At 73.8% G+C, this 23,623-nt stretch carries 23 protein-coding genes; 2 read left to right on the top strand and 21 right to left on the bottom strand.

Going from position 1 to position 23,623, the window contains the following annotated elements:
• Nucleotides 1-83: 83 nt before the first annotated feature.
• The 9 genes from ACVWW9_RS01635 to ACVWW9_RS01675 form a co-directional block, all read right to left on the bottom strand.
• A complete protein-coding gene (locus tag ACVWW9_RS01635) occupies nt 84-632 on the bottom strand; it encodes a LemA family protein (protein ID WP_456514126.1) in 549 nt (182 codons plus the stop codon).
• 35 nt (nt 633-667) lie between these two features.
• The gene (locus ACVWW9_RS01640; protein ID WP_456514127.1) at nt 668-1,960 is read right to left on the bottom strand and encodes a D-arabinono-1,4-lactone oxidase; all 1,293 of its coding nucleotides are present in this window, start codon (nt 1,958-1,960) and stop codon (nt 668-670) included.
• Between the two features lie 16 nt (nt 1,961-1,976).
• Nucleotides 1,977-3,185 carry an alanine racemase gene (locus ACVWW9_RS01645; RefSeq protein WP_456514128.1) on the bottom strand — a complete coding sequence of 403 codons (1,209 nt, stop codon included), beginning with the start codon at nt 3,183-3,185 and terminating at the stop codon, nt 1,977-1,979.
• Between the two features lies 1 nt (nt 3,186).
• The gene (locus tag ACVWW9_RS01650; RefSeq protein WP_354259259.1) at nt 3,187-3,783 is read right to left on the bottom strand and encodes a TetR/AcrR family transcriptional regulator; all 597 of its coding nucleotides are present in this window, start codon (nt 3,781-3,783) and stop codon (nt 3,187-3,189) included.
• A gap of 104 nt (nt 3,784-3,887) precedes the next feature.
• The gene (locus ACVWW9_RS01655; protein ID WP_354259256.1) at nt 3,888-5,222 is read right to left on the bottom strand and encodes an NAD(P)/FAD-dependent oxidoreductase; all 1,335 of its coding nucleotides are present in this window, start codon (nt 5,220-5,222) and stop codon (nt 3,888-3,890) included.
• Between the two features lie 43 nt (nt 5,223-5,265).
• Nucleotides 5,266-5,799, bottom strand: coding sequence for a DUF501 domain-containing protein (locus ACVWW9_RS01660; protein WP_456515393.1), 534 nt, complete (start codon nt 5,797-5,799; stop codon nt 5,266-5,268).
• Nucleotides 5,800-5,825: 26 nt separating this feature from the next.
• Nucleotides 5,826-6,278 carry a septum formation initiator family protein gene (locus ACVWW9_RS01665; RefSeq protein ID WP_170165479.1) on the bottom strand — a complete coding sequence of 151 codons (453 nt, stop codon included), beginning with the start codon at nt 6,276-6,278 and terminating at the stop codon, nt 5,826-5,828.
• An 83-nt stretch (nt 6,279-6,361) separates the two neighbouring features.
• Nucleotides 6,362-7,642 carry a phosphopyruvate hydratase gene (gene eno / locus ACVWW9_RS01670; protein WP_354259253.1) on the bottom strand — a complete coding sequence of 427 codons (1,281 nt, stop codon included), beginning with the start codon at nt 7,640-7,642 and terminating at the stop codon, nt 6,362-6,364.
• 81 nt (nt 7,643-7,723) lie between these two features.
• Entirely contained in the window at nt 7,724-8,944 is a 1,221-nt protein-coding gene (locus ACVWW9_RS01675; RefSeq protein ID WP_456514129.1) for a histidine--tRNA ligase, read from the bottom strand.
• 81 nt (nt 8,945-9,025) lie between these two features.
• Here ACVWW9_RS01675 and ACVWW9_RS01680 point away from each other — a divergent pair, with 81 nt between their 5' ends.
• Complete coding sequence (locus ACVWW9_RS01680) at nt 9,026-9,745, top strand: Pr6Pr family membrane protein (protein WP_456514130.1); 720 nt, start codon at nt 9,026-9,028, stop codon at nt 9,743-9,745.
• Here ACVWW9_RS01680 and ACVWW9_RS01685 read toward each other — a convergent pair.
• Nucleotides 9,652-10,341 carry a TetR/AcrR family transcriptional regulator C-terminal domain-containing protein gene (locus ACVWW9_RS01685; protein ID WP_456514131.1) on the bottom strand — a complete coding sequence of 230 codons (690 nt, stop codon included), beginning with the start codon at nt 10,339-10,341 and terminating at the stop codon, nt 9,652-9,654. The two genes, ACVWW9_RS01680 and ACVWW9_RS01685, sit on opposite strands and share 94 nt — an antisense overlap.
• Before the next feature lie 77 nt (nt 10,342-10,418).
• Between ACVWW9_RS01685 and ACVWW9_RS01690 the strand changes: the two genes are divergently transcribed.
• Nucleotides 10,419-11,366 carry an NAD(P)-dependent alcohol dehydrogenase gene (locus ACVWW9_RS01690; RefSeq protein WP_456514132.1) on the top strand — a complete coding sequence of 316 codons (948 nt, stop codon included), beginning with the start codon at nt 10,419-10,421 and terminating at the stop codon, nt 11,364-11,366.
• 30 nt (nt 11,367-11,396) lie between these two features.
• On the opposite strand, the gene ACVWW9_RS01695 is transcribed toward ACVWW9_RS01690, so the two are convergent.
• The 11 genes from ACVWW9_RS01695 to ACVWW9_RS01745 form a co-directional block, all read right to left on the bottom strand.
• Nucleotides 11,397-12,791: a PepSY-associated TM helix domain-containing protein gene (locus tag ACVWW9_RS01695; RefSeq protein WP_456514133.1), complete on the bottom strand. Its 1,395-nt coding sequence runs from the start codon at nt 12,789-12,791 to the stop codon at nt 11,397-11,399.
• Entirely contained in the window at nt 12,788-13,516 is a 729-nt protein-coding gene (locus tag ACVWW9_RS01700; protein WP_456514134.1) for a DUF1775 domain-containing protein, read from the bottom strand. The genes ACVWW9_RS01695 and ACVWW9_RS01700 overlap by 4 nt, the downstream gene beginning before the upstream one ends.
• A 101-nt stretch (nt 13,517-13,617) precedes the next feature.
• Complete coding sequence (locus tag ACVWW9_RS01705; RefSeq protein WP_456514135.1) at nt 13,618-14,259, bottom strand: hypothetical protein; 642 nt, start codon at nt 14,257-14,259, stop codon at nt 13,618-13,620.
• Nucleotides 14,256-14,909 (bottom strand): MazG family protein, encoded by a 654-nt coding sequence (locus tag ACVWW9_RS01710; RefSeq protein ID WP_456514136.1) that lies wholly within the window; start codon nt 14,907-14,909, stop codon nt 14,256-14,258. The genes ACVWW9_RS01705 and ACVWW9_RS01710 overlap by 4 nt, the downstream gene beginning before the upstream one ends.
• Nucleotides 14,906-18,460, bottom strand: coding sequence for a transcription-repair coupling factor (gene mfd / locus ACVWW9_RS01715; RefSeq protein WP_456514137.1), 3,555 nt, complete (start codon nt 18,458-18,460; stop codon nt 14,906-14,908). Before mfd ends, ACVWW9_RS01710 begins: the two co-directional genes overlap by 4 nt.
• A 46-nt stretch (nt 18,461-18,506) precedes the next feature.
• The gene (locus ACVWW9_RS01720; protein WP_456514138.1) at nt 18,507-18,986 is read right to left on the bottom strand and encodes a hypothetical protein; all 480 of its coding nucleotides are present in this window, start codon (nt 18,984-18,986) and stop codon (nt 18,507-18,509) included.
• A gap of 50 nt (nt 18,987-19,036) precedes the next feature.
• Nucleotides 19,037-19,615, bottom strand: a complete 579-nt coding sequence (pth, locus tag ACVWW9_RS01725; RefSeq protein WP_456514139.1) for an aminoacyl-tRNA hydrolase — start codon at nt 19,613-19,615, stop codon at nt 19,037-19,039.
• Nucleotides 19,616-19,633: 18 nt separating this feature from the next.
• Nucleotides 19,634-20,275 (bottom strand): 50S ribosomal protein L25/general stress protein Ctc, encoded by a 642-nt coding sequence (locus tag ACVWW9_RS01730; protein ID WP_456514140.1) that lies wholly within the window; start codon nt 20,273-20,275, stop codon nt 19,634-19,636.
• Between the two features lie 198 nt (nt 20,276-20,473).
• Nucleotides 20,474-21,883 (bottom strand): GntP family permease, encoded by a 1,410-nt coding sequence (locus ACVWW9_RS01735; RefSeq protein ID WP_456514141.1) that lies wholly within the window; start codon nt 21,881-21,883, stop codon nt 20,474-20,476.
• Nucleotides 21,884-21,964: 81 nt separating this feature from the next.
• Nucleotides 21,965-22,549 (bottom strand): gluconokinase, encoded by a 585-nt coding sequence (locus ACVWW9_RS01740; RefSeq protein WP_456514142.1) that lies wholly within the window; start codon nt 22,547-22,549, stop codon nt 21,965-21,967.
• Nucleotides 22,546-23,604 (bottom strand): zinc-binding dehydrogenase, encoded by a 1,059-nt coding sequence (locus ACVWW9_RS01745; RefSeq protein ID WP_456514143.1) that lies wholly within the window; start codon nt 23,602-23,604, stop codon nt 22,546-22,548. The genes ACVWW9_RS01740 and ACVWW9_RS01745 overlap by 4 nt, the downstream gene beginning before the upstream one ends.
• Nucleotides 23,605-23,623 lie beyond the last annotated feature (19 nt).

Consider the following 23,623-nt stretch of genomic DNA (forward strand, 5'->3'; position numbering starts at 1 on the left):
GATACGCGCGCCGCAAGCGGCGTGCTACTCGACCTTGACGTCGGAGGACGCAAGGCCGCTGCGCGGCTTCGCGTCCTCTGACGTCAAAATTGAATGCGGGGCGGCTCGGCGACCGCGCCGGCCTGGTCGACCTCGAAGAACTCGCGCGGCACGCCGAAGGTGTTCGCCCACATCGAGCTGGGGTATCGACGGCCCTTGGCGTTGAGCTCGCGGGCGCCGGTGTTGTAGTCGCGGCGGCGGGCCTGCGCCTCGTCGTCGAGGGCGGCGAGCGCGGAGCGGGCCTCTGCGGCATCCGAGCCGAGCGGCTGCGACCCGGCCGCCTGCACGAGCGGGCGCAGCACCCGCTGCACCTCCGCCTCCGCCTCGGCCTTCGACTGCGGCTGGGAGGCGGCGTCGAGCGACGAGAAGGCCTGCGCGGCCTGCTGCTGCTGCGGCTCGGGTGCCGTCGCGAGCAGCGGGGCGGCGACGGCGCGACGCCGCTCGAGCGTCGCGGCGAGCGCGTCCCACCGCTCGTCGACCGTCGCGCTCAGCCGGCGCATCCCGGTCATCGCGGTGACGAACCAGATGCCTGCGGCGAGGCCCAGGACGACGAAGGCACCGGCGGCGATCAGGATGACGTCGAGCAGCTCCATGGCTCCCATCGTAGGCGAGCCTGCTCGGCGACCGATCAGTCGCCCAGCACCCGCCGGGTCCAGCTGCTCGAGAAGGTGCGATCCGGGTCGAGCTCGTCGCGCGCCGCGGCGAAGTCGGCGAAGCCCGGGAACCGCTCCGCCAGCTCCGCGGCGCGCAGCGAGTGCAGCTTGCCCCAGTGCGGTCGGCCGTCGTGCGCCAGCAGGATCGGCTCGATGAGCGAGAAGAGCGGCCGGGGATCCTCGCGCCACCAGCGGTGCGCCGCGATGTAGCCGGTGTCGCGGCCGTGCGCGGTCGAGAGGTGGGCGTCGTCCGGGGCGCTCGTGCGCGCCTCGAACGGGAACGTGAGCACGAGGTCGGCCCGGCGCAGCGCGCGGTCGATCTCGCGCAGCGCCTCGGGCACGGCCTCGACCGGCAGCCCGTACTCGAGCTCGCGGAAGCGCACGGCGCGCGGCGCCGTGAACACGTCGTGGCTGGGCTCGGTGAAGGTGCCGCGCGGCATCGCGCGCGCCGAGAGCTCGTTCACGGCGGGCGCGAGCGCCGGCACGAGCGCCGCGGCGCCGAGCAGCGCGCGATGACCGCTCACCGTGAGCACGCGCTCGTCGAGGAACCTGGCCACCGAGGACCGGGGCCGCAGCGGGCCGGTGACGCGCGTGTTCGACTTCGTCGCGGCCACGCGGGTCGCCGCGAACCAGTACAGCTCGAAGTGGTCGGTGCGCGCGTTCAGGCCCATCCAGTCGTCGAGCACGGCGTCGAGCGGCGCCGTGGTCTCGACCGCCTCGAGCGCGAAGGCCGGCACGCACTGCAGCGTGACGTCGACGAGCACCCCGAGCGCGCCGAGGCCCAGCCGCACGGCCGGCAGCAGATCCGGCCGCTCGGTCTCGCTCACGCGCAGCAGCTCGCCGCGGCCCGTGACGAGCGTCGCGGCGACCACGGTCGCGCCGATCGACGCGTGCCGGAGCCCCGTGCCGTGCGTGCCGGTCGAGATCGCGCCCGCGAGCGTCTGGGTGTCGATGTCGCCGAGGCAGTCCATCGCGAGCCCGCTCGGCGCCAGCAGGGCGGGCACCTCGTGGATCCTCGTCCCCGCCAGGAACGTCGCGCGGCCCCGCTCCTCGTCGACGCGCAGCAGCCCGGCGAGCCCGTCGATCGTGAGCTGCGCGTCATCGGGGCGCGCGGCGCCCGAGAAGGAGTGACCGCTGCCGACAGGGCGGATCGTGCCGCCGCGGTCGCGCACGCGCTCGACGGCGCGGCGGACATCCTCGACGGTGACGGGAGCGTGCACCTCGCGCGGCTCGGCCGACTGGGTGCGCGCCCAGTTCTTCCACGTCACGCATCGCTCCTTCAGGTCACAGCAGCTTCCTGCCCTCCCCACGATACGTGGGGATGCTGTCGACCACCCGATCACCGGCCACGAGGTGCAGCGCCTCGGTGCGTTCGCACGGCTCCCCCGCCTTCGCGTGCCGCAGCCAGACGCGGTCGCCGAGCGCGAGCCGGTCGGCGGCGGCGCCGAGCACGGGCGTCTGCACCTCGCCGGCGCCCTCCTGCGGGTCGATGCGCAGCCCCTCCGGCCAGGCGATCACCGGCTGACGGTCGGGTCCGTGCGGGCCCGACGCGATCCAGCCGCCGCCGAGCAGCGTCACGCAGCCGGCGCCGGGCCGTCGCACGACGGGCAGCGCGAAGGCGAGCGCCGGGGCGGGCGAGAACCGTCGGTAGCCATCGAAGAGGTGGGGACCGAACAGGCCGCTGCCGGCACCGATCTCGGTCACGGACGGGTCGGCGGCCGTCAGCTCGATCGAGCCGGTGCCGCCGCCGTTGACGAACGCGAGCGGTGCGAGCGAGCGGACCGCGGCCACGGCGGCCGCCCGCCGCTCGCGCAGCTCGGCGACCGACCTCCGCTGCATCGAGCGGAGCAGCGCGGGCGGCGCGAGCCCTCGCCGCCGCGCATCCTGCACGCCCGCGACCTGCGCCTCGTAGGCCATCAGCCCGACGAGCTCGAAGCCGGGTCGCTCGACGACCGCGCGGGCGAGCGCGGCGAGCCGCTCGGGGGTGCGCACGGGCGAGCGCCGCACGCCCGCGCGCACCGGGCCGAGCTCGAACGACGCGTCGAGCTCGAGCGCGATGCGGATCGGCGGATGGCCGGGGGCTGCCGCGTCGATGCGGTCGAGGTGCTCGACGCTGTCGATCATGACCGCCACCCTGGCGAGTGCGCGCTCGTCCGCGGCGAGGGCGCGCAGCGCCGCCCGGTCGACCGTCGGGTAGCCGACGAGGACGTCGTCGATCGTCGCCGACAGCCACAGCCCCTCGGGCAGCGTCGCGGCGAGGACGCCGTGGAAGCCGGGCAGGCGCAGCACGGCCTCGAGCACCGGGCGGCTCCGCACCGACTTCGTCGCCACCCGCAGCCGCGTGCCCGCCGCGCGGGCCACCATCGATTGCGCGTTGTGCGCGAGCGCCTCGAGCGAGAGGGCGGCGAACGGGCCGTCGAGCTCGGCGGTCGCCGCGTCCATGCGCTGCCAGTGCCCCGCGGGGCTCCACGGCATCGCCTCGTCGAGGCGCATGTCAGGCCGTCCCGAGCGCGGTCACGAGCACCGGCACCGCGGCCTGGATGACGCGTCGGGATGCGTCGGTGTCCCGCGTGCGCAGCCAGGCGTAGGTGATGCCGTCGGTCATGTGCAGCACGAGCTCGGCGAGCTCGCGCGCGCCCATGCCGCCGGCGAGCCGGTAGCGGGACCGCAGCGCGTCGATGGCGGCGACGAGCACCTCGAGGTACCGCTCCTGCACCTCCCCCGGCAGGTGCGCGAGCGCCGGCGTGCGGCTGCAGTACGCCATGATCTCCATGATCGCGAGCTCGTACTCGGGGTGCTCGATGAACCGGTCGAACCAGAGCGTGAGCACCGCCTGGACGGCCTCGTCGAGCGGCGCGCCGTCGGGCACGATCGCGGTCGGGTCCTCCCCCGGCCGCAGCGCGACGTAGGCGTACGCCTCGCCGATCATCTCGTCGCGCGACGAGAAGATGTAGTGGAAGGTCGCGAGCGGCACGCCGGCCTCCGCGACCACGGCGCGCACGGTCGCCCCGTGCATCCCCTCGCGCGCGATGACCTGCAGGCCCGCCTCGATGAGCTCCCCGCGGCGCTCGACCGCCGACTTCCGTGCCACATCGCCTCCGTCGCCCCTGTACTTGGACGATCGTCCGAGTACACAGTACGACAGCGCCGCGCCCCCGAAGGGACGCGGCGCTGTCGTGGTGCGTCGGGGACGGGCTAGGCGTCGACCTTCGGCTTCGGGCGCGAGGCGAACGTCTCGAACGCGACGCGCGGCTGCTCGCGCGCCGAGAGCTCGACGATGTCGCGGCCGAGCCAGAAGTTGTTCCACCAGCCGCCGAAGACGCGCAGCTTGCGCTCCCACATCGGCATCGCCATGACGTGGTAGCCGCGGTGCGCGAGCCACGCGAGCGGGCCCTTGATCGCGATCTTGCCGCTCTGGAAGACGCCGTTGCCGATGCCGAGGCCCGCGACGGCGCCGAGGTTGTCGTGGATGTACTCGCGGGGCGCCTCGTCGCGGAGCACCGCGACGATGTTCTTCGAGAGCAGCTTCGCCTGACGGACGGCGTGCTGCGCGTTCGGCACGCAGAAGCCACCGGGCCCAGGGGTCTTCGACTTGTCGGGCACGGCCGAGACGTCGCCGGCGGTCCACGCGTCCGGCACGACCACGCCGTCCTTCGCGACCTGCAGGGTCGCGAGGGCCGTGATGCGACCGCGGTCGTCGAGCGGCAGGTCGGTCTTGCGCACGACCGGGTTCGCCATGACGCCGGCGGTCCAGATGATGAGGTCGGAGCCGAAGCGGTCGCCCGTCGAGAGCTCGCAGACGCCGTCCTGGGCGCTCTGCAGCTGCGTCTCGAGGTGCACGTCGACGCCGCGCTTGCGCAGGTCCTCGACGACCCAGTCGGCCGTCGTCGCGCTGACCTCAGGCATGATCCGGCCCATCGCCTCGACGAGGTGGAAGCGCACCTCGTCGAACGTGATCTCGGGGAAGCGCGACAGCAGGTGCGTCGCGAAGTCGCGGAGCTCGGCGATCGTCTCGATGCCGGCGAAGCCGCCGCCCACGACGACGGTCGTCAGCAGGCGGTCGCGCTCGGGGCCGAGCGGCAGCGCGGCGGCGCGCGCGAAGTTGCCGATCAGGCGGTCGCGCACGGCGGCGGCCTCCTCGATCGTCTTCATGCCGATCGCCTCGTCGGCGACGCCCGCGATGGGGAACGTGCGCGAGACGGAGCCGGCGGTCATGACGATGACGTCGTACTCGAGCGTCGACGCCTCGCCCAGCTCGGGCTGGATCGTCGCGACCTTGGTGGCGTGGTCGACGAACGTGACGCTCGCCTGGATGACGCGCGTGCGCGACAGGTGGCGGCGCAGCGAGACGACGGCGTGGCGCGGCTCGATCGAGCCGGCGGCCACCTCCGGCAGGAACGGGAGGTACGTCATGTAGGGCAGCGGATCGACGATGGTGATCTCGGCCTCCGCGGCGCCGAGCTGTCGCTCGAGACCGCGAGCGGTGTACAGGCCGGCGTAGCCGCCGCCGACGATGAGGATCTTGGTCAAAGCGCGCTTCTTCCCCGATATCAGATGTGGATGTGCGTCGAGTCTATCGCGGCTCGGCGTGCGCTTCGCGGTCGGCCGGTCCGCGGGCGTCGGGCTGGCACGCGCAGACCTCGGGCGACCAGTCCGCGAGCGCGAGCGCCTCGTCGCCGATCGGGTTGACGCCCGGGCCCGCGGCGAGCGCGTGCGCGATCACGGCGTGCAGGCACTTCACGCGCGTCGGCATGCCGCCGGCGCTGATGCCGGCGATCTCCTCGACGTGGCCGTGCGGCTCGCGATCGGCGAGGTAGGCGACGTGGGCCGCGGCGTACGCATCCGCCACCGCCGGGTCGTCGAGCCGCTCCTGCAGGGCCGCCATCGTGCCGTCCGCCTCGAGCCTGGATGCGGCGGCCGCGGCGGCCGGATGCGTGAGGTAGTAGTAGGTCGGGAAGGGCGTGCCGTCGGGCAGCCGCGGGCTCGTCACGACGACCGTCGGCGCGCCGCACGCGCAGCGCGCGCCGATGCCGAGCACGCCGCGCATCGTCCTGCCGAGCTGGGCAGCCATGATCTCGAGGTCGCGGTCGGTCGCGGGGTCGAGCATGGGGGTCTCCGGGATGGTCGGCGCGGTCACTGCGGATCAGGCGCGACGCCGACGAAGGACGACGGCCCCTCGTCCGTCAGGCCGGCGATGAGGAACGAGCTCGCGGCCGCCGACGCCCAGTCGCCCGCGGGCTCCTCGAGCGTCGCCGAGGGCACCTCGACGGATGCGGCGTCGAGCGCCGCGCGGTCGTCGAGCACGACGAAGCTCGTCTCGCCCGGGTAGACGAAGAAGAGCCGGTCGCGCGCCTGCGCCTCGATGTAGGCGGGGTCGTCCCAGCGCGCCTGGTCGCTCTGCAGCGCCTCGACGTTGGCCTGCTGCGCGGCGACCTGCGCCTCGAGGGCCGCGATGTCGCGGCGCTGCTCGAGCAGCAGGCCGATCGTGGGCGCGAGCACGACGAAGCCCGCCACCACGAGGCCGACGACCACGAGCAGCAGCCACGACACGCGCAGCTGGCCGGAGGCATCACGGGAGGAGGGCACCCACCGAGGATATCGGCGAGTGCCCTCCTGCAGCGCCCGAACCGCCTGGGGCGGCGACGCTGCGGCGATCCTGTGCGGCGGCGTCAGCCCTCGAAGCGCGGGAACGCGGCGGCGCCGGCGTACTCGGCGGCCTCGCCCAGGTCCTCCTCGATGCGGAGCAGCTGGTTGTACTTCGCGACGCGCTCGCTGCGGGCGGGCGCACCCGTCTTGATCTGGCCGGCGTTCACGGCGACCGCGATGTCGGCGATCGTGGTGTCCTCGGTCTCGCCCGAGCGGTGCGAGAGCACCGACGAGTAGCCGGCCTGCGTCGCGATGCGGATGGCGTCGAAGGTCTCGGAGAGCGTGCCGATCTGGTTGACCTTCACGAGCAGCGCGTTCGCCGCACCGCGCTCGATGCCCTCGATGAGGCGCTCGGGGTTGGTCACGAACAGGTCGTCGCCGACGATCTGCACGCGCTCGTCGAGGCGCTCGGTGAGGGCGGCCCAGCCCTCCCAGTCCTCCTCGTTCATCGGGTCCTCGATCGACACGAGCGGGTACGAGTCGACGAGGTCGGTGAAGTAGTCGGTCATGTCGGCGCTCGAGCGGTCCTGGCCCTCGAAGCGGTACACGCCGTTCTCGTAGAACTCAGATGCCGCGACGTCGAGGCCGAGCGCGATGTCGCTGCCGGGCGTGAAGCCCGCCTTCTCGATCGCCTGCACGAGCAGGTCGAGCGCGAGGCGGTTGCTCGCCAGGTCGGGCGCGAAGCCGCCCTCGTCGCCGAGGCCGGTCGAGAGGCCCTGCTCCTTGAGGATGCTCTTGAGCGCGTGGTACGTCTCGGCGCCCCAGCGCAGGCCCTCGCGGAACGTCTCGGCGCCGATCGGCAGCACCATGAACTCCTGGATGTCGACGCCGGTGTCGGCGTGCGCGCCGCCGTTGATGACGTTCATCATCGGCACGGGCAGCAGGAAGGCGTTCGGGCCGCCCAGGTAGCGGAAGAGCGGCAGCTTGGCCGAGTCCGCGGCCGCCTTCGCGACGGCGAGCGAGACGCCGAGGATGGCGTTCGCGCCCAGGTTCTTCTTGTTGTCGCTGCCGTCGAGCTCGACGAGCGTGGAGTCGACGATGCGCTGGTCGTCGGCGGAGAGGCCCTCGATGGCCTCCGCGATCTCCTCGTTGACGGCGTCGACGGCCTGCTCGACGCCCTTGCCGAGGTAGCGGGCGCTGTCGCCGTCGCGCAGCTCGAAGGCCTCGAAGGCGCCGGTCGAGGCGCCGCTGGGCACGGCGGCCCGGCCGACCGAGCCGTCGGAGAGCAGAACCTCGACCTCGACGGTCGGGTTGCCGCGCGAGTCGAGGATCTCGCGAGCCTGCAGGGTGTCGATGAGTGCCACAAGTGCTCCTTGTTTCGCAGTGGACGGCGGTCGCAGTGGATGGCCGCTGTCGAGCCTAGTCGGCACCGTGGAGCGGAGGGCTCAGGAGATGGGCTTGACCTCGATGGTCGCCGCGGCGTCACCCGGTCGCACGAACGCGAAGTGCGTGGCGCCGGATGCGGCGAGCTGCTCGAGCAGGCCCGTCACGTTCTTCGTGCGCCGCTGCATCCGCACGGTCTGGCCCGCCGCGACCAGGTCGCGCTTGATCGCGAGCGCCGCGGCGGGCTCGACCGCCTTGTCGACGAGCAGCGCGACCGCCTCGCGGGCGCCCTCGTCGGGCAGCGCGACGAGCTCGACGAGCCGCTCGAAGCCGAGCGAGATGCCGACGGCCGGCAGCTCCTGGCCGAGGAAGCGGCCCACCATGCCGTCGTAGCGACCGCCGCCGCCGATCGAGTAGGGCAGGTCGGGGTGGGCGATCTCGAAGATCGGGCCGGTGTAGTAGCCCATGCCGCGCACGAGCGTGGGGTCGAAGTCGAGCCGGATGCCGACGTTCGCGTCGAGCAGCTCGCGCACGCCGTCGAGCACGCTCGCGTCGAAGCCCTCGAGCATCCGCCCATCTCGGATCGCGTCGAGCGTGTCGAGCAGTCGCGCGCCGTCGATGCCGCGGCCGCCCAGCTCCTCCGCGACGCCCTCGCGGCCGATCTTGTCGAGCTTGTCGACCGTGATGAGCGCGCCCTCGCGCTGCTCCTCGGCGATGCCCGCGTGCTCGAGCGCCGCCGCGAGGATGCGGCGGTCGTTGATGCGGATGAACGCGTCGGGGATCCCGAGGCGCGTGAGCGCATCCCCCGTCGCCGCGAGCAGCTCGAGCTCCGCCGCGATGCCCGGCTCCCCCGCGATGTCGATGTCGCACTGCACGAACTGGCGGAAGCGGCCGCGCTGCGGGCGCTCGGCGCGCCAGACCGGGGCGATCTGGATCGCGCGGAAGACGGGCGGGAGGGCCGCGCGGTTCGTCGCGATGAAGCGGGCGAGCGGCACGGTGAGGTCGAACCGCAGCCCGAGGTCGGCGAGCTCGAGCGGCGCCTCGGCGGCGCGCAGGTCGTCGACGGAGAGGCCGCGGCGCATGACGGCGAAGGCGAGCTTCTCGTTGTCACCGCCGAGCCCGGCGTGCAGCCGGGCGGCGTCCTCGACCACGGGCGTCTCGATCTCCTCGAAGCCGTGGTCCTCGTAGGCGTCCCGGATGACGCGGAGCACGCGCTCGCGGCGCCGCTTCTCGACGGGCAGGAAGTCGCGCATGCCGCGCGCCGGGTGCACCTGGGTTGCCATGGCGACCATTCTCCCGCACGCGCTGCACGGCCGCCGCCGCACGGCATCCGCCGGCCGCCCGGTGCGTGCCATCATGGCGGCATGCGACCCCGTTGGCCCCTGCACGACCGCGCGGTCCCGGTGGTCGCCTGGCGGGTGGTGATCCTGCTCGGCGCGCTGCTCGCCGAGGGCTGGAACATCGTCAACATGGTGCGGTCGGGCGAGCCGCCGACCGAGCACTTCGCCTACTTCACGGTGCAGGCCAACATCCTCGTGATCGTCCTGATGCTGTGGATGCTCGGCACGCGCGAGGAGCACCGGCCGCGCTGGTTCGACCACGTGCGCGGCGCGATCACCGCCTACATCGTGCTCGCGGGCATCGTCTACGCCGTGCTGCTCGCGCAGCCCGACGAGGTGTGGTCGTGGACCGTCGACTTCACGAACGCCGCCCAGCACCGCTTCGTGCCCTGGATGGTGGGGCTCGACTGGCTGCTCGTGCCCACCGCCCGCCGCATCCGCGTCTCGCGCGCGGCCTGGTGGATGGCCTACCCGGTCGCGTACCTCGTGGCGGCGTGGCTGCGCGGCGGGCTCGTGGACGGCTGGTTCCCGTACCCGTTCCTCGACCCGGGCGAGCACGGCGGCTGGGCGGGGCTCGTCGGCCCCACCGGCCAGGTGCTGCTCGCCTTCCTCGTCGGCATCCTTCTCGTGGCCGCCATCGGCCGGCTGCGCTACCGGGCGACGGACTCGGCCGAACCGTCGGCGAGCCTCGCCTCGAGGCCGTCGAGCACGAGCTCGAGGCCGTACTCGAACTCGTCCGCGTAGTCGTACGACCGGCCGACGATCGCCTGCCCGATGAACTCGACCATCCGGGGGAACACGTCGGCGGGCAGCGCCAGCTCGGCCGCGAGGTCGTCGACACCGCCGCCCGGCTCGAACGGCAGGCTCCGCTCGGTCGAGACGAACCCGTAGACGTAGGCATCGAGCACCGAGAAGGCGTGCGCGGCCAGCTGCACGGGGAAGCCGCCGCGGTGCAGGCACTCGAGCACCGCCTCGAGGTGCCCGAGGAGCGCCATCCCGGGCGCGCGGCGCGACTCGACGAGCGCCGGCCCCCACGGGTGATCGCGCATCACGGCACGGAGCGAGCGGCACCGCGCGGCGATGGCCTCGCGCCACGGCCCGTCGGGCGACGGCCGCTCCACCCGGACCATGAGCCAGTCCGCGAGCGCGTCGAGCAGCGCGTCCTTGCCCGCGACGTGGTGGTACAGCGACATCGCCTCCACCCCGAGCTCTCCTCCCACGCGGCGCATGCTCACGCCGTGGAGCCCCTCGCGGTCGGCGACTGCCGCAGCCGCCTCGACGACGCGCTCGCGGGTGAGGCCCGGACGTGGCGCAGCACGCGGATCCGGCGATGTCGCCATGGTGCCTCCGATCGCTTGCCGACTTACACCGGTAAGGGTACGCTCGCGAACAGGCTTACAGTCGTAAGGAGCACAGCATGCGCGCAGTCGTCGTCAAGCGGTACGGTCCGCCGGCCGTCGCCCGGGTGGCAGAGGTCGCCGACCCGGTGGCGCGTCCCGGTGAGGTGGTCGTGCGCGTCGCGTCGGCCGCCGTCACGTCGGGTGACGCGCGGATGCGCTCCGGGCGCTTCCCGCGCGGCTTCGCACTGCCCGCGCGGCTCGCCATCGGGCTGCGCGGACCGCGGCGGCGCGTGCTCGGCATGGCGCTCTCGGGCACCGTCGACGCGGTCGGCGAGGGGGTCACGGCGCTCGCCGTGGGCGACGAGGTCGCCGGCATGGTCAGCGGCCGGCCGGGCGCGCACGGCGAGCTCGTCGCGGTGCGCGCCGACCGGCTGGTGCCGAAGCCCGCAGGCGTCTCGCACGATACGGCCGCGGCCGTGCTCTTCGGAGGCTGCACGGCCATGCACTTCCTGCTCGACGTCGCCCACCTGCGCGCCGGCCAGTCGGTGCTCGTCGTCGGCGCGTCCGGCGCGGTCGGCTCGAGCGCGGTGCAGGTCGCGCGGCTCACCGGCGCACGCGTGACGGGCGTCACGAGCGGGCGCAACGCCGAGCTCGTGCGGCGCCTCGGCGCGGAGGCCGTCATCGACTACACGACGACCCCCGTCGACCGGATCGCTGAGCGCTTCGACGTCGTGGTCGACACCGTCGGTGCGCTCTCCACCGCGGCCGGCCGCGCGCTGCTCGCCGACGGCGGCTCCCTCCTGCTCGTGCTCGCCACGCTCGGGCAGACGATCACCGCCCGCGGGCAGGTCACGGCAGGGGTCGCCACCGCCAAGCCCGAGCACGCGTCGCGCCTGCTCGGGCTCGTGGCGAGCGGCGAGCTCGACCCGGTCGTCCAGGCGTCGCTGCCGATGGCCGAGATCGCCCGCGCCTACGAGATCGCCGACTCGGGCCGCAAGGTCGGCAACGTCGTCATCCGCCCGTAGCCGCGATCCCGTTCGACCCCGGCCACGGCATCACGCGCGCGAGCGCACCGCCACGAGCACCGCGTCGACGACGACGAACGCGACGAGCGTCCAGCCGACGAGCGGCAGCAGCAGGCCGATCGCGGAGCCGACGACGATCACCGCCGCCACGCCCCACCAGGGCGCCCGAGCGAGGGCACCGGCCTCCGGCGCCGGCCCCGGCCGGCGGTACGGCCCGCGCCGCCACCACATCCGCATGCCGAGCGCGACGATCGCCGCGATCCCGAGCGCGAGCGCTGCCAGCACGAGCTGGTTCGCCAGCCCGAACATCGTCCCCATGTGGAGGTCGATGCCCCATCGCGCGAGCTTGGGGATGAGCCCGAAGTCAGCGAAGTCGACGCGGTCGACGACCTCGAGCGTCGCGCCGTCGACGGCGACCGCGTCGACCTGCGTCGGGAAGGAGCGCTGGATCTCCTGCACGACCCACGCGCTTTGGTCGTCGACCGGCGGCCGCAGCTCGATGAGCCCGACGTCGACGTTCTCGGTGCGGGCGACGGCGAGCACGTCGTCGAACAGCGCGGGGTCGACCTCGGCCGCAGCGGCAGCCGCGCCGTGGTCGCCGTGCGCGGCAGCGCCGGACGCCTCGTCTCCGAGGGCGGTCGAGACCGACGGCGTCGACCAGCCGAGCGCCGCGCGCAGCCCGGTCACGTTCGCCCCTGCGAGCTGCGACCAGGTGATGCCGGTGGCAGAGAGGAAGAGCGCGCCGAGCGCGAGCCAGATGCCGAGCGACGCGTGCCACGAGCGCAGGCGCCGGGCGCCGGTCGCACCGCGCTCCGGCCGCACGAGCTCGCGCGCGGAGCGCCCGCGGCGGCGGAGCGCCACCCACTGCCCGATCCACAGCCCCACGCCCGCGAGCACGACGATGCCGAGCCAGCTCGCGGCGAGCTCGGAGTAGAGCCTGCCGACGTCGCCGAGGCCGAGGCCCCGGTGGAAGTGGTCGATCGCGGTGCGCAGCGGCAGCGAGCCGCTCGTGCCGTAGACCGTGAGGTCGCCGCGCACCTCGCCGCTCACCGGATCCACGAAGATCGCACGGCTCTCGCTCTCGACGAGCGACGGGTCGGCGAAGAGCACGCGGGTCGTCGCGCCAGGCTCGGGCGCCGGCCGGAGCGCCGACAGCGATGCGTCGTCGCCGGCCGCCGCCTGCGCCACGCGCACCTGCTCGGCGAGCGGCAGCGGCTCGCCCTCGGTCGGGGCCGTGAGCGCGTCGCGGTAGAGCACCTGCTCGACCGATGGCGCGAGCGCGTACGCAGCGCCCGAGAGCGCCGCCACCAGGATGAAGGGGCCGACGAGCACGCCGGCCAGCCAGTGCAGGCGGCGCAGCAGCGGCGAGAGCCACGGCTGCCGTCCCGCGGGGGCCTCCGCCGCCCGCTCGAGCGTCGCGGTCATCGGGTCGCCCGCTGGCGCCGCAGCGCGATCGCGCTGAGCACGGCCGCGACCGCGGCGGCGACGAGGGCCGCGATCGCGACCGGCAGCGTGGCGCCGGAGCCGGCATCCGCCGCGGGTGCCACGGCGGCCTCGGCCTCGTGCTCGGCGTGCTCGGCACCGGCCGCTTCGGCGGCGCCGGCTGCGGCGCCGTGGCCGTGCGCCTCGGCGGCCTCGCCGATGGTGAGGATCGGCGCCGGCGTCTCGGATGCCTGGTCGTCGCTGCTCCAGTCGCTCTCGCCGACCTCGCACGACTGCAGCGCCGGGAAGGCGAGCACCGTGCCGTCGGCGGCATCCTCGGGGAGCGTCACCTCGAGCTCGAGGGTCTCGCGGACGCCGTCGGGCATCGGCTCGTCGGCGGTGAACCGCACGACGCGGCCGTCGGCGACGTCGAGGGCGACATCCCACCCGGGGTTGGCGATCAGGGTCACGGCCGGGACCTCCTCGGGGATCGTGACGGCGACGCCCGTGGTGGGCGAGCCGTCGCAGCCGTGGCTGAAGGTGAAGGCGAGCTCGCTCGTGGCGCCGGCCTCGGTGCTCGAGGGCGTGACGTGCACGTGGGCGCTCGCGGCGGCGGCGGGGCCGAGCACGACGAGCGCGGTGGCGGCGATGCCGGCGCCGAGCCCGGCGACGGTGCGCGAGCGACCGATGGTGCGGCGCGGGGTGCTGGGACGGGTCGTGGTGGTCATGGGTGCTCCTGGTGCTGAAGGGCGCTGGCGCGCGGTCGTCTGAGCGGCGCCGCACGCGCGGTCGCCGAAGGGGTTCGCGGCCCGTGGGCGCGCGGATGGGTTCAGACGGCGAGCACCGGCGGTCCGCGCCGGACCAGGGCGCTGCGGAGCACGTCGAGGGCCGCGCGGTGCGCGGGGCTGACGGCGGAGACGGATGCGGCGCGCCGCACGCGCGGCGGCGTCCAGGCGAGCGCGGCCGCGGCGAGCCGCAGCGACACCGCCTCAAGCACGGCGGCGACGGCGCGCGGCACCGCGCGCAGCAGCCAGAGGGTGATGACGCCTGCGGCCACGTGCGCGAGCGGCATCGCGGCGTGCGCATGCTCGACGAGGATCGGGCCGAGCACTGCGTCGTGAAGCGCCGCATCGTGGTGCCCCGATGCGTGGCCGGCATGGCCGGCCGACGGCCGCGGCAGCGAGTAGACGCCGTGCTGCAGCAGCTGGGCGATCGTGACTGCGACGACGCGACGGGGCGCCGAGCCGCGTGCGCCGAGCACCGGCGCGAGCACGAGCAGGGTCGCCACGAACGCCGCGAGCAGCAGCAGCGCGTCGGGCGCGACGCCGCCGCCGACGGCGTGGGCGCAGCCGGTGATGACCGTGGTCGCGGCCGCGACCACGAGCGACGACGCGAACGCGCGGCGACGCAGGGCGAGTCGACGCAGGGAGAGGCGGTCCTCCGGCGCGGTCGTCTCCCCCTCGGCCGTCACGTCGCGTCGGCCTCCGCGGCGCGCAGCCGCTGCTCGAGCGCCCGCGTCGCGGTGCGCAGGGCGCGCTCGGCGTCGAGCCCGCGATCGCTCGCCGAGCGGACCAGCGCGAGCAGGGCCTCGCCGAGCGCCGCCTCGTCGTCGCCGACGTCGACGGCCGCCGCCTCGGGCAGCGGCAGGCCCGCGCGCTTCGCCCGGCTCATCGTCTTCTCGGCGCGCGCGAGCGCCGGCAGGCTCACGGGGATGCCGTCGAGGGCGCTCCCCCGCTCCGGCTTCTCCTCGCGCTTGATCGCATCCCAGTTCGCCACCACGTCGGCGACGCCGTCGACCGCGAGGTCGGCGAACACGTGCGGATGCCGGCGGCGCAGCTTCTCGATGAGCGTCCACGCGACGTCGTCGACGTCGAAGCGGCCCTCGGCGCGCGCGATGTCGGCGTGGAAGACGACCTGCAGCAGCACGTCGCCGAGCTCCTCCCGGAGGTGCGCGTCGTCGCCGTCGCCCGCCTCCCTGGCCTCCACCGCCTCGGCGAGCTCGTGCGCCTCCTCGATCGCGTACGGCACGAGCGACGCGTGCGTCTGCTCCGCGTCCCACGGGCAGCCGCCCGGACCCCGCAGCCGCGCCATCACCTCGACGAGCTCGTCGAGGGCGCTCACGCCGCACCCTCGGCGGCGGCGTCGCCCGCCGGCTCCTTCGGCGGCGGGAAGATGGCCGTCAGCAGCGCGTCGACCCAGGCGATGAGCTCGGCGTCGGGCAGCGGCTGCGCCTGCGTGCCCGCGAGCCGCCCGCCGCCCGCGGTGGGGATCGGCACGACGATCGTCTTCGCCTGGGCGTTGAGCTTCGCTTCCGGGTACATGCGGCGGAGGCGCAGCTGCACCGACTCGGCGAGGTCGGCGGGCCCGATGCGCAGGTTCGGGCCGACGGTGATGACCTCGGAGAGCTGCGCGCGCTGCGCCTTGCGCCGCAGCCGCGCCATGGCGATGAGCGCGCTCACCTGCGCGGGCGGCTCGCCGTAGCGGTCCCGCAGCTCGTCGAGCACGTGGTCGATGGCCTCGTCGTCGCGGGACGACGCGGCCGCCGAGAGCTTCTGGTACGCCTCGAGGCGCAGCCGCTCGGCGTCGACGTAGTCCTCGGGGATCACCGCGTCGACGGGCAGCTCGAGCCGCAGTTCGCGCGGCCCCTCGTCCTCCTCGCCGCGGAAGAGCGCCACGGCCTCCCCCACCATCCGCAGGTAGAGGTCGAAGCCGACGCCCGCGATGTGCCCGGACTGCTCGCCGCCGAGCAGGTTCCCGGCGCCGCGGATCTCGAGGTCCTTGAGCGCCACCTGCATGCCGGCGCCGAGCTCGTTGTGCACCGCGATCGTCTCGAGCCGGTCGTGCGCGAGCTCGGACAGCGGCGCATCCGGGTCGTAGAGGAAGTACGCGTACGCGCGCTCGCGGCCGCGGCCGACGCGGCCGCGCAGCTGGTGCAACTGGCTGAGCCCGTAGCGCTCGGCGTGGTCGAGGATGAGCGTGTTCGCGTTGGGGATGTCGAGGCCGGTCTCGACGATCGTCGTCGAGACGAGCACGTCGTACTGCTTCTCCCAGAAGTCGACGATCACGCGCTCGAGGGCCGTCTCGGGCATCTTGCCGTGCGCGACGCCGATGCGCGCCTCCGGCACGAGCTCCGCGAGGTGCGCCGCGACGCGGTTGATCGACGAGACGCGGTTGTGCACGAAGAACACCTGCCCCTCGCGCAGCAGCTCGCGCCGGATGGCGGCGGCCACCTGCTGGTCGTTGTAGGCGCCGACGAAGGTGAGCACCGGGTGGCGGGCCTCGGGCGGCGTCGCGAGCGTCGACATCTCGCGGATGCCGGTGACCGCCATCTCGAGCGTGCGCGGGATGGGCGTCGCCGACATCGCCAGCACGTCGACGTTCGTCTTCAGCGCCTTGAGCTTCTCCTTGTGCTCGACGCCGAAGCGCTGCTCCTCGTCGATGATGACGAGGCCGAGCTCCTTGAAGCGGACGGACTCGGAGAGCAGCCGGTGGGTGCCGATGACGACGTCGACCGTGCCGTCGGCGAGCCCCGCCATGGTCTCGCGGTGCTCCTTGTCGGTCTGGAATCGACTGAGCGCGCGGACGTGCACGGGGAAGCCCGCGAAGCGGGCCGCGAAGGTCTCGAAGTGCTGCCGCACGAGCAGCGTGGTGGGCACGAGCACCGCGACCTGCGCGCCGTCCTGCACGGCCTTGAACGCCGCGCGCACGGCGACCTCGGTCTTGCCGTAGCCGACGTCGCCCGAGAGCAGCCGGTCCATCGGCACCTCGCGCTCCATGTCGCGCTTGACCTCGTCGATCGTCGTGAGCTGGTCGGGCGTCTCGGCGTAGGGGAACGCGTCCTCGAGCTCGCGCTGCCAGGGCGTGTCGGGACCGAACGCGCGGCCCTTCGACGCCATCCGCGCCGAGTAGAGCTGCACGAGCTCGACCGCGATCTCGCGCACGGCCTTGCGCGCCTTCGCCTTCGACTGCTGCCAGTCGCTGCCGCCCATCTTCGACAGCTGCGGCGCCTCGCCGCCGACGTAGCGGTTGAGCTGGTCGAGCTGGTCCGTCGGCACCGACAGCCGGTCGCCCGGGTGCCCGCGCTTCGACGGCGCGTACTCGATCACGAGGTACTCGCGCGTGGTCTTCACGGGGTTCCGGCCGCCGGTCGACACGGTGCGCTGGGTGAGCTCGACGAAGCGGCCGACGCCGTGCGTCTCGTGCACGACGTGGTCGCCGGGCTTGAGCTGCAGCGGGTCGACGACGCTCCGGCGCCGGGTCGCGAGCCGGCGCGACTGGCGGGAGTCGACGCCCACGGCGCGGCCGAAGAACTCCGCCTCGCTCACGAGCTCGATGCGCTCGTCCGGCAGCGAGAAGCCGTGCTCGATCGACGCCTGCGTCACGTGCACGATGCCGGGCTCGAGCTGCGGGGGCAGCGCCTCGACCTCGCGCGCGGCCACCTCGTGCTCGCCGAGCACCTGCGCCGCGCGCGTGACGAGGCCGTGCCCGGCGGCGGTGACGACGACGCGCCACCCCGCCTGCGCGCGCTCGCGGAGGTGGTCGACGGCGCCGTCGGCGCGACCGGCGAAGCTCGGCACCGGCTGCCCCTCGACCGCGGTCACCGAGTCGTCGGCCTGCAGGGTCGAGAACGTCCACCAGGGCGCGCGCACCGCGTCGCGCAGCTCGTCGAGGCTGAGGAAGCCGCCCGCGAGGTCGACCGGCGCCTCGCCGCCGGCGGTCGCGGCGCTCCACGCCGCCTCGAGGAACTCGTGGTTCGTCTCGTTGAGGCTCGCGACGCGGTCGCGGATGCGCTCGGGGCCGAGCACGACGACGCCCGCGTCCGGCAGGTAGTGCGTGATGGGCACGAGCCTCGGCAGCAGCGCGGGCGCGAGCGACTCCATGCCCTCGACCGGGATGCCCTCGCCGATGCGCTCGAGCATCTGCTGGATGCCGGGGAACTCGGGGGCGAGCTGGCGCGCGCGGCTGCGCACCGCCTCCGTCAGCAGCATCTCGCGGCTGGGCGGCAGCACGACGCGGTCGATCGGCTCGGCGTCCGAGCGCTGGTCGGCGACGTGGAACCAGCGCATCTGGTCGACCTCGTCGCCGAACAGCTCGATGCGCACGGGGTAGTCCTCGGCGGGCGCGAAGACATCGACGATGCCGCCGCGCACGGCGAACTCGCCGCGCCTGGTCACCATGTCGACGCGCGAGTAGGCGAGGTCGACGAGCCGGCGCGACAGGGCGGCGAGGTCGATGCCGCGCGCCCCGGCGACGAGCTCGACGGGGTCGACGGAGAGCAGGTTGTCGGCGACGGGCTGCAGGGCCGCGCGCACGGAGGCGACGATGACCATCGGCGTGCCCGGCTGCCGCTCGGCGACCGCGCGCAGCGTCGCGCCGCGGCGGCCGACCGTCTCGGCGGAGGGGCTCAGCCGCTCGTGCGGGAGCGTCTCCCACGCGGGCAGGTCGAGCACCTGTGCCTCGGGGAGCCAGGCGGAGAGGTCGTCGCGCACCGCGTCCGCCTCGCGCCGGGTGGCGGTGATGACGAGCAGTGGTCGGTCGTGGGCGCTCGCGATCGACGCGACGACGGGTGCGCGCATCGACTCGATGCCCGTGAGCGCGCCACCGCGGCTCGCTTCGACGACCGGGGCGAGCGCGCTGCGCTCGAGCAGCTCGAGGAGGGGCCGGAGGCTCACTGCGCCCGTCTCACTGACTGTGCCTGTCTCGCTGACTGAGCCCGTGTCACTGCGTCATGACCACGGCGCCTGCGGCGTCGAACACCTCGACGCTGTACGAGCCCTCCGCGCCGACGGGCGGCATCACGCCCGCGAAGACCGGTGGGGCGTCGTCAGGGGTCTGCTCGCCGCGCACGAGCTCGACGTCGGTGCCGTACCAGTGCATGACGGCGCGCTCCGCGCCGGCCGGGCCGATCACGAGGGCGCCGCGGGCCTCGTCGGTGCCGCCGACGCACAGCAGCGGACCGCGGCCGAGGCACGACGCGAACATGCGACCGCCCTCGTCCTCGAGGATCAGGTCGGTCAGGCCGGACTCGTCGCCGCCGTCCCACCACAGCATGGACCCGTCGTCGAAGCTCGCGGAGAGCGTGTAGCCGTTCGGGCCCTCGGGCGCGGCGTCCTGCTCGGGCGTGCCGCTCGCGCAGCCGGCGAGCGCGAGCCCGACCGCCAGCATGACAGCGGCGACTCGCGGGGCGTCTCTGCGCACAGTCACTCTCCTCCGGATCGACTCTCCATGCTAGCGGCGAGCCGCGCCGCTCAGCTCGGGGCGTGGATGCGCTGCTGCGCCTCGGCGAAGCCGTCGGCGATGATGCGCTCGACGGCGTCGGCGCCCAGCTGCACGAGCAGGTCGGCCTCGTCCTGCTCGGCCTTCGCGAAGGGCTTCAGCACGAAGTCGGCGGGATCCTGCCTGCCGGGCGGGCGCCCGACGCCCAGCCGCACGCGCAGCACGTCGCCGCCGCGCGCGGCGATGATGTCGCGCATCCCGTTGTGGCCGCCGTGCCCGCCGCCCTGCTTGAGGCGCACGGTGCCGAGCGGGAGGTCGAGCTCGTCGTGCAGCACGATGACGTGCTCGGGGTCGACGCCGTACCAGTCCATGAGCTTCGCGACCGGGCCACCCGAGCGGTTCATCCAGCTCGTCGGGAAGGCCGTGACGACCTTGGGTCCGCCGATGATGCGGGACTCGGCGACGAGGGCGTCAGCGCGGCCGTGCCGCTTCGGCGTCGCGCAGGCGCGGCGCTCGACCTCGGCCAGCGCGAGCTGGCCGATGTTGTGGCGCGTGCGCGCGTAGTCGGGCCCGGGATTCCCGAGCCCGACCACGAGCCACGTCTGCGCCATGGGACGCGAGGGGTCCGACTACTCCGCGGACTCGTCCGTCTGCTGCGAGGCCTCGCCGCTCTCGACGACGTCGCCCTCGGCCGGTGCGGCGTCCTCGTCCTCGAGCTGCGGCGCCGCGGGCACCATGATGCCGACGACGAGCGCCTCGGGGTCAGTGAGGAGCGTGGAGCCCTTGGGCAGCTCGATGCCGCCGGCCAGGATGTGCGCGCCCTCCTCGAGGCCCTCGATCGAGACGACGAGGTTGTTCGGGATGTGCAGCGCCTCGACCTCGATCGAGACGCTCGTGAGCTCGAGGTTCGTGATCGTGCCGGGGGCGGACTCGCCCTCGACGTGCACGGGCACGTCGACGACGACCTTCTCGCCGCGCTGGACGATGATGAGGTCGAGGTGCTCGATCGCCTGCGCGCCCTGCAGCACCGGGTTCCGCTGGATGTCCTTCACGAGCGCGAGCTGCGAGCCGCCCTCGATCTCGAGGTCGAAGATGGCGTTCGAGCGACGCACGAGCATGAAGACATCGTGCGCGTCGAGCGTGAGGTGCTGGGGCTCGGTGCCGTGGCCGTAGAGCACGGCGGGGACCTTGCCGATGGCGCGCAGCTTGCGCGCCGCGCCCTTGCCGAATGCCGTGCGGGTCTCGGTGACCAGCTTGCTGCCGTCAGTCATGGAAGTGCTCCTTGTGGGCCGCGGCCCGTCGATGGTCGACTCGAACGCGCGAAGCGTGAGGACTGGGTCCGCTGCTGCCACTGCGTCGATCACGGATGCGTCCGCACCCCTCGCCGAAGTTCAGCCTCCGACTCTACAGCACGGCCCCGGAACGGCGAAAGCGGAGGTCCTCCCGGACCTCCGCTCTCGCGCACCGGATCAGCCGAACACGCCGCCCAGCAGGTAGATCGCGTAGGCGATGATGAAGCCGACGATGGACATGAGGCCCTGCGCGACCGTCCAGGTCTTCAGCGTCGTCTTGACGTCGAGGCCGAAGAACTTGCTGACGAGCCAGAAGCCCGAGTCGTTGACGTGGCTGAAGCCCACCGAGCCGGCGGCCGTGGCGAGCACGATCGCGGCGGTCTCGACCGGGTTGAAGCCGCCCTCGATCACCACGCCCGCCATGAGCGACGCGGCGGTCGTGAGCGCCACGGTCGCCGAGCCCTGCGCGATGCGGACGATGAGCGAGATGAGGAACGCCGCCACGATGACGGGCATGCCGACAGAGTTGAGCGACTCGGCGATCGCGTCGCCGATGCCGGTGACGCGGAGCACGCCGCCGAACATGCCGCCCGCGCCCGTGACGAGCACGACGGAGCAGATGGGGCCGAGCGCGCTGTCGGCGACCTTCTCGAGCAGCGAGCCCTTCTTGCCCATGCCCCAGCCGAGCAGCCAGAACGACACGATCACGGTGATGAGCAGCGCGATGGGCGTCTCGCCGAGCGTGCGCAGCAGCGCGACGACGGGCTCGGCCTTGAACGCGTCGGGGTCGGCCGTGGTCGCGGCGTACATGTTCAGGCCCGTGTTGAGCAGGATGAGCACGAGCGGCAGCACCAGCAGGAAGACGATCTTGCCGAACCGCGGGTTCGACTCCATCTCGTCGTGCTGCTCGGACGTGCCGTCGAGGATCGTCGGCACGCCCACGTCGTACTTGCGGCCGACGTAGCCGCCGAAGAGCACGCCGACGATGTACCAGACGGGCAGCGCGACGACGAGGCCGAGGATGAGCACGAGGCCGACGTCGGCGCCCAGGATGGCGGAGGCGCTCACGGGGCCGGGGTGCGGCGGCACGAAGATGTGCATCGAGCTGAAGGCGAGCGCCGCGGGGAAGGCGACCGACAGCAGCGAGCCGCCGAGGCGGCGGGAGACGGCGTAGATGATCGGCATCATGACGACGAGGCCCGCGTCGAAGAAGATCGGGAAGCCCATGAGCAGGCTCGCGACGCCGACGGCCATGCCGGCGCGCTGCTCGCCGAAGCGGCCGATGAGCTTGTCGGTCAGCACGCGCGCGCCGCCCGAGGTCTCGATCATGCGGCCGAGCATCGCGCCGAGCGCGACGAGCAGCATGACGCTGCCGAGGGTCGGGTTGAAGCCGAACTGGAGCGCTGCGATGAGCCGGTCGAACGGGATGCCGGCGGCGACGGCCGTCAGCAGGCTCGTGATCATCAGCGCCAGGAAGGCGTGGATCTTGAACGCCATGATGAGGACGAGCAGCAGCGCGATGGACGCGGCTGCCAGCAGCAGGAGCCCTCCGGTGCCGAGGTCCCAGTTGAGGACGAGATCTTCCATCGGGTGTCTCCAGTGTGCGTGTGCGGGTGATGCGTGACCGCCGGCGGCGGTCGAGGGGATCAGGGCGTGATCACGGGGTGATCAGGAGGGCTGCGTGTCGATCGCGCCGGTGACCGTCGCGCCGGGACGGGGCTCGACGGCGCGGCCCGCTGCCCGGCCGGTGAGGATGCGGGTGACCTCGTCGACGATCGCCTCGGGCCGCTGCTCGATGGAGATGACGATGCCGCGCTCCCAATCGGCGAGCGGCTCGAGCGTCTCGAGCTGGCTCTCGAGCAGCGTCGTCGGCATGTACTCGTGGTCGCGGTGCGCGAGCCGCTCGGCGACGAGGTCGCGCTCGCCGCGCAGGTGCACGAAGACGAGGTCCTGGTCGCTCGCGCGCAGCAGCTCGCGGTACCAGCGCTTGAGCGCCGAGCACGCGACGATCGTGATGCGGCCGTCGACGCGGCCGTCGGCGATCGTCTGCCCGATCGTCTTGAGCCACGGCACGCGGTCCTCGTCGGTGAGGGGCGAGCCGCCGGCCATCTTGTCCTTGTTCGCCTTGGGGTGGAGGTCGTCCCCGTCGATGAAGTCGATGTTCAGCCGCTCGGCGAGCGCCTTCCCGATCGTCGACTTCCCCGACCCCTGCACGCCCATGATGATCATGGGCGGGTATCGCGTCTCGCTCATCGCACCGCTCCTGTGTCCGTCGTGGCTGCGAACATCAGCAGCACCTTCGAGGATACGGATGCGTCGCGTGCGACGGCGAGCGCCTCGAGCCCGTCCTCGATCGGCAGCTCGTGGCTGATGACCGCGGCCGCGTCGAGCGAGCCGTCGGCGAGGGCGCCCAGCACGTCGTCGATCTCGTCGTTGAACCGGAAGGAGCCCACGAGCGTCAGCTCGCGCGTGATGGCGCTCGCCATCGGCACGGCGATGTCGCCCGCGCGCTGCAGCCCGAGCATCACGACGGTGCCGCCCCGCCGCGCGCCGCTGATCGCGGCGGCGAGGCCGGGGACGGTGCCGGACGACTCGATGACGACGTCGGCGTGCACGGCGGCGATCGCGTCGGCATCGGTCGCGTCGAGCGCGCGGGCGCCGAGCCGCTCGGCGAGCGCGCGCGGGTGCTCGTGCAGGTCGGTCGCGACCACCTCGGCGGCGCCGTGGTGGCGCGCGACCGCGATCGCGAGCGCGCCGATCGGGCCGGCGCCGATCACGAGCACGCGGCGGCCGGCGACGTCGCCGGCCTGGCCCACGCCGTGCCACGCGACCGCGGCGGGCTCGGCGAGCGCCGCGAGCCGCAGGTCGAGGCCGTCGGGGATCGCGCGGAGCATGCGCGCGGGCAGCGCCACGCGGCGCGCGAAGGCGCCGGCGGTGTGCGGCATGCGCGCCGCGGAGCCGAGGTAGGTGCCCGCGGGGCTGAGGTTCGGGCGGTCGGCCGGGAACGGGCTCGAGCCGTCGTCGATCGGGGTCGCGGGGTGCACCGCGACGCGCGCTCCCGCCGCGGGCCCTGTGCCGTCGGCGGCCGCGGTCAGCACGGTGCCGACGATCTCGTGGCCGAGCAGCATCGGCTCCCGCAGGATCGACTGGCCGGCCGCGCCGTGCAGCCAGTAGTGCAGGTCGGAGCCGCAGATGCCGCCGTAGGCGATCTCGACGACCGCCTCGTCGGCACCCGGCGCGGGCTCGGGCAGCGCCTCGACGCGCACGTCGTCCTTCGCGTGGGCGACGAGGCCCAGGTTGTCGGTCATCATGTCCCGCTCTCGATTG

The organism is Agrococcus sp. UYP33, from assembly GCF_054060915.1.

What these genes read in the sequence shown, in the direction of transcription:
- ACVWW9_RS01745 (WP_456514143.1), bottom strand. Translation starts at nt 23,604, where the DNA reads ATGACCGACAACCTGGGCCTCGTCGCCCACGCGAAGGACGACGTGCGC.
- ACVWW9_RS01645 (WP_456514128.1), bottom strand. Translation starts at nt 3,185, where the DNA reads ATGCGCCTCGACGAGGCGATGCCGTGGAGCCCCGCGGGGCACTGGCAG.
- pth (WP_456514139.1), bottom strand. Translation starts at nt 19,615, where the DNA reads ATGGCGCAGACGTGGCTCGTGGTCGGGCTCGGGAATCCCGGGCCCGAC.
- ACVWW9_RS01695 (WP_456514133.1), bottom strand. Translation starts at nt 12,791, where the DNA reads ATGACCGCGACGCTCGAGCGGGCGGCGGAGGCCCCCGCGGGACGGCAG.
- ACVWW9_RS01685 (WP_456514131.1), bottom strand. Translation starts at nt 10,341, where the DNA reads ATGGCGACATCGCCGGATCCGCGTGCTGCGCCACGTCCGGGCCTCACC.
- ACVWW9_RS01740 (WP_456514142.1), bottom strand. Translation starts at nt 22,549, where the DNA reads ATGAGCGAGACGCGATACCCGCCCATGATCATCATGGGCGTGCAGGGG.
- ACVWW9_RS01700 (WP_456514134.1), bottom strand. Translation starts at nt 13,516, where the DNA reads ATGACCACCACGACCCGTCCCAGCACCCCGCGCCGCACCATCGGTCGC.
- ACVWW9_RS01735 (WP_456514141.1), bottom strand. Translation starts at nt 21,883, where the DNA reads ATGGAAGATCTCGTCCTCAACTGGGACCTCGGCACCGGAGGGCTCCTG.
- ACVWW9_RS01635 (WP_456514126.1), bottom strand. Translation starts at nt 632, where the DNA reads ATGGAGCTGCTCGACGTCATCCTGATCGCCGCCGGTGCCTTCGTCGTC.
- ACVWW9_RS01680 (WP_456514130.1), top strand. Translation starts at nt 9,026, where the DNA reads ATGCGACCCCGTTGGCCCCTGCACGACCGCGCGGTCCCGGTGGTCGCC.
- ACVWW9_RS01690 (WP_456514132.1), top strand. Translation starts at nt 10,419, where the DNA reads ATGCGCGCAGTCGTCGTCAAGCGGTACGGTCCGCCGGCCGTCGCCCGG.
- ACVWW9_RS01730 (WP_456514140.1), bottom strand. Translation starts at nt 20,275, where the DNA reads ATGACTGACGGCAGCAAGCTGGTCACCGAGACCCGCACGGCATTCGGC.
- ACVWW9_RS01660 (WP_456515393.1), bottom strand. Translation starts at nt 5,799, where the DNA reads ATGCTCGACCCCGCGACCGACCGCGACCTCGAGATCATGGCTGCCCAG.
- ACVWW9_RS01675 (WP_456514129.1), bottom strand. Translation starts at nt 8,944, where the DNA reads ATGGCAACCCAGGTGCACCCGGCGCGCGGCATGCGCGACTTCCTGCCC.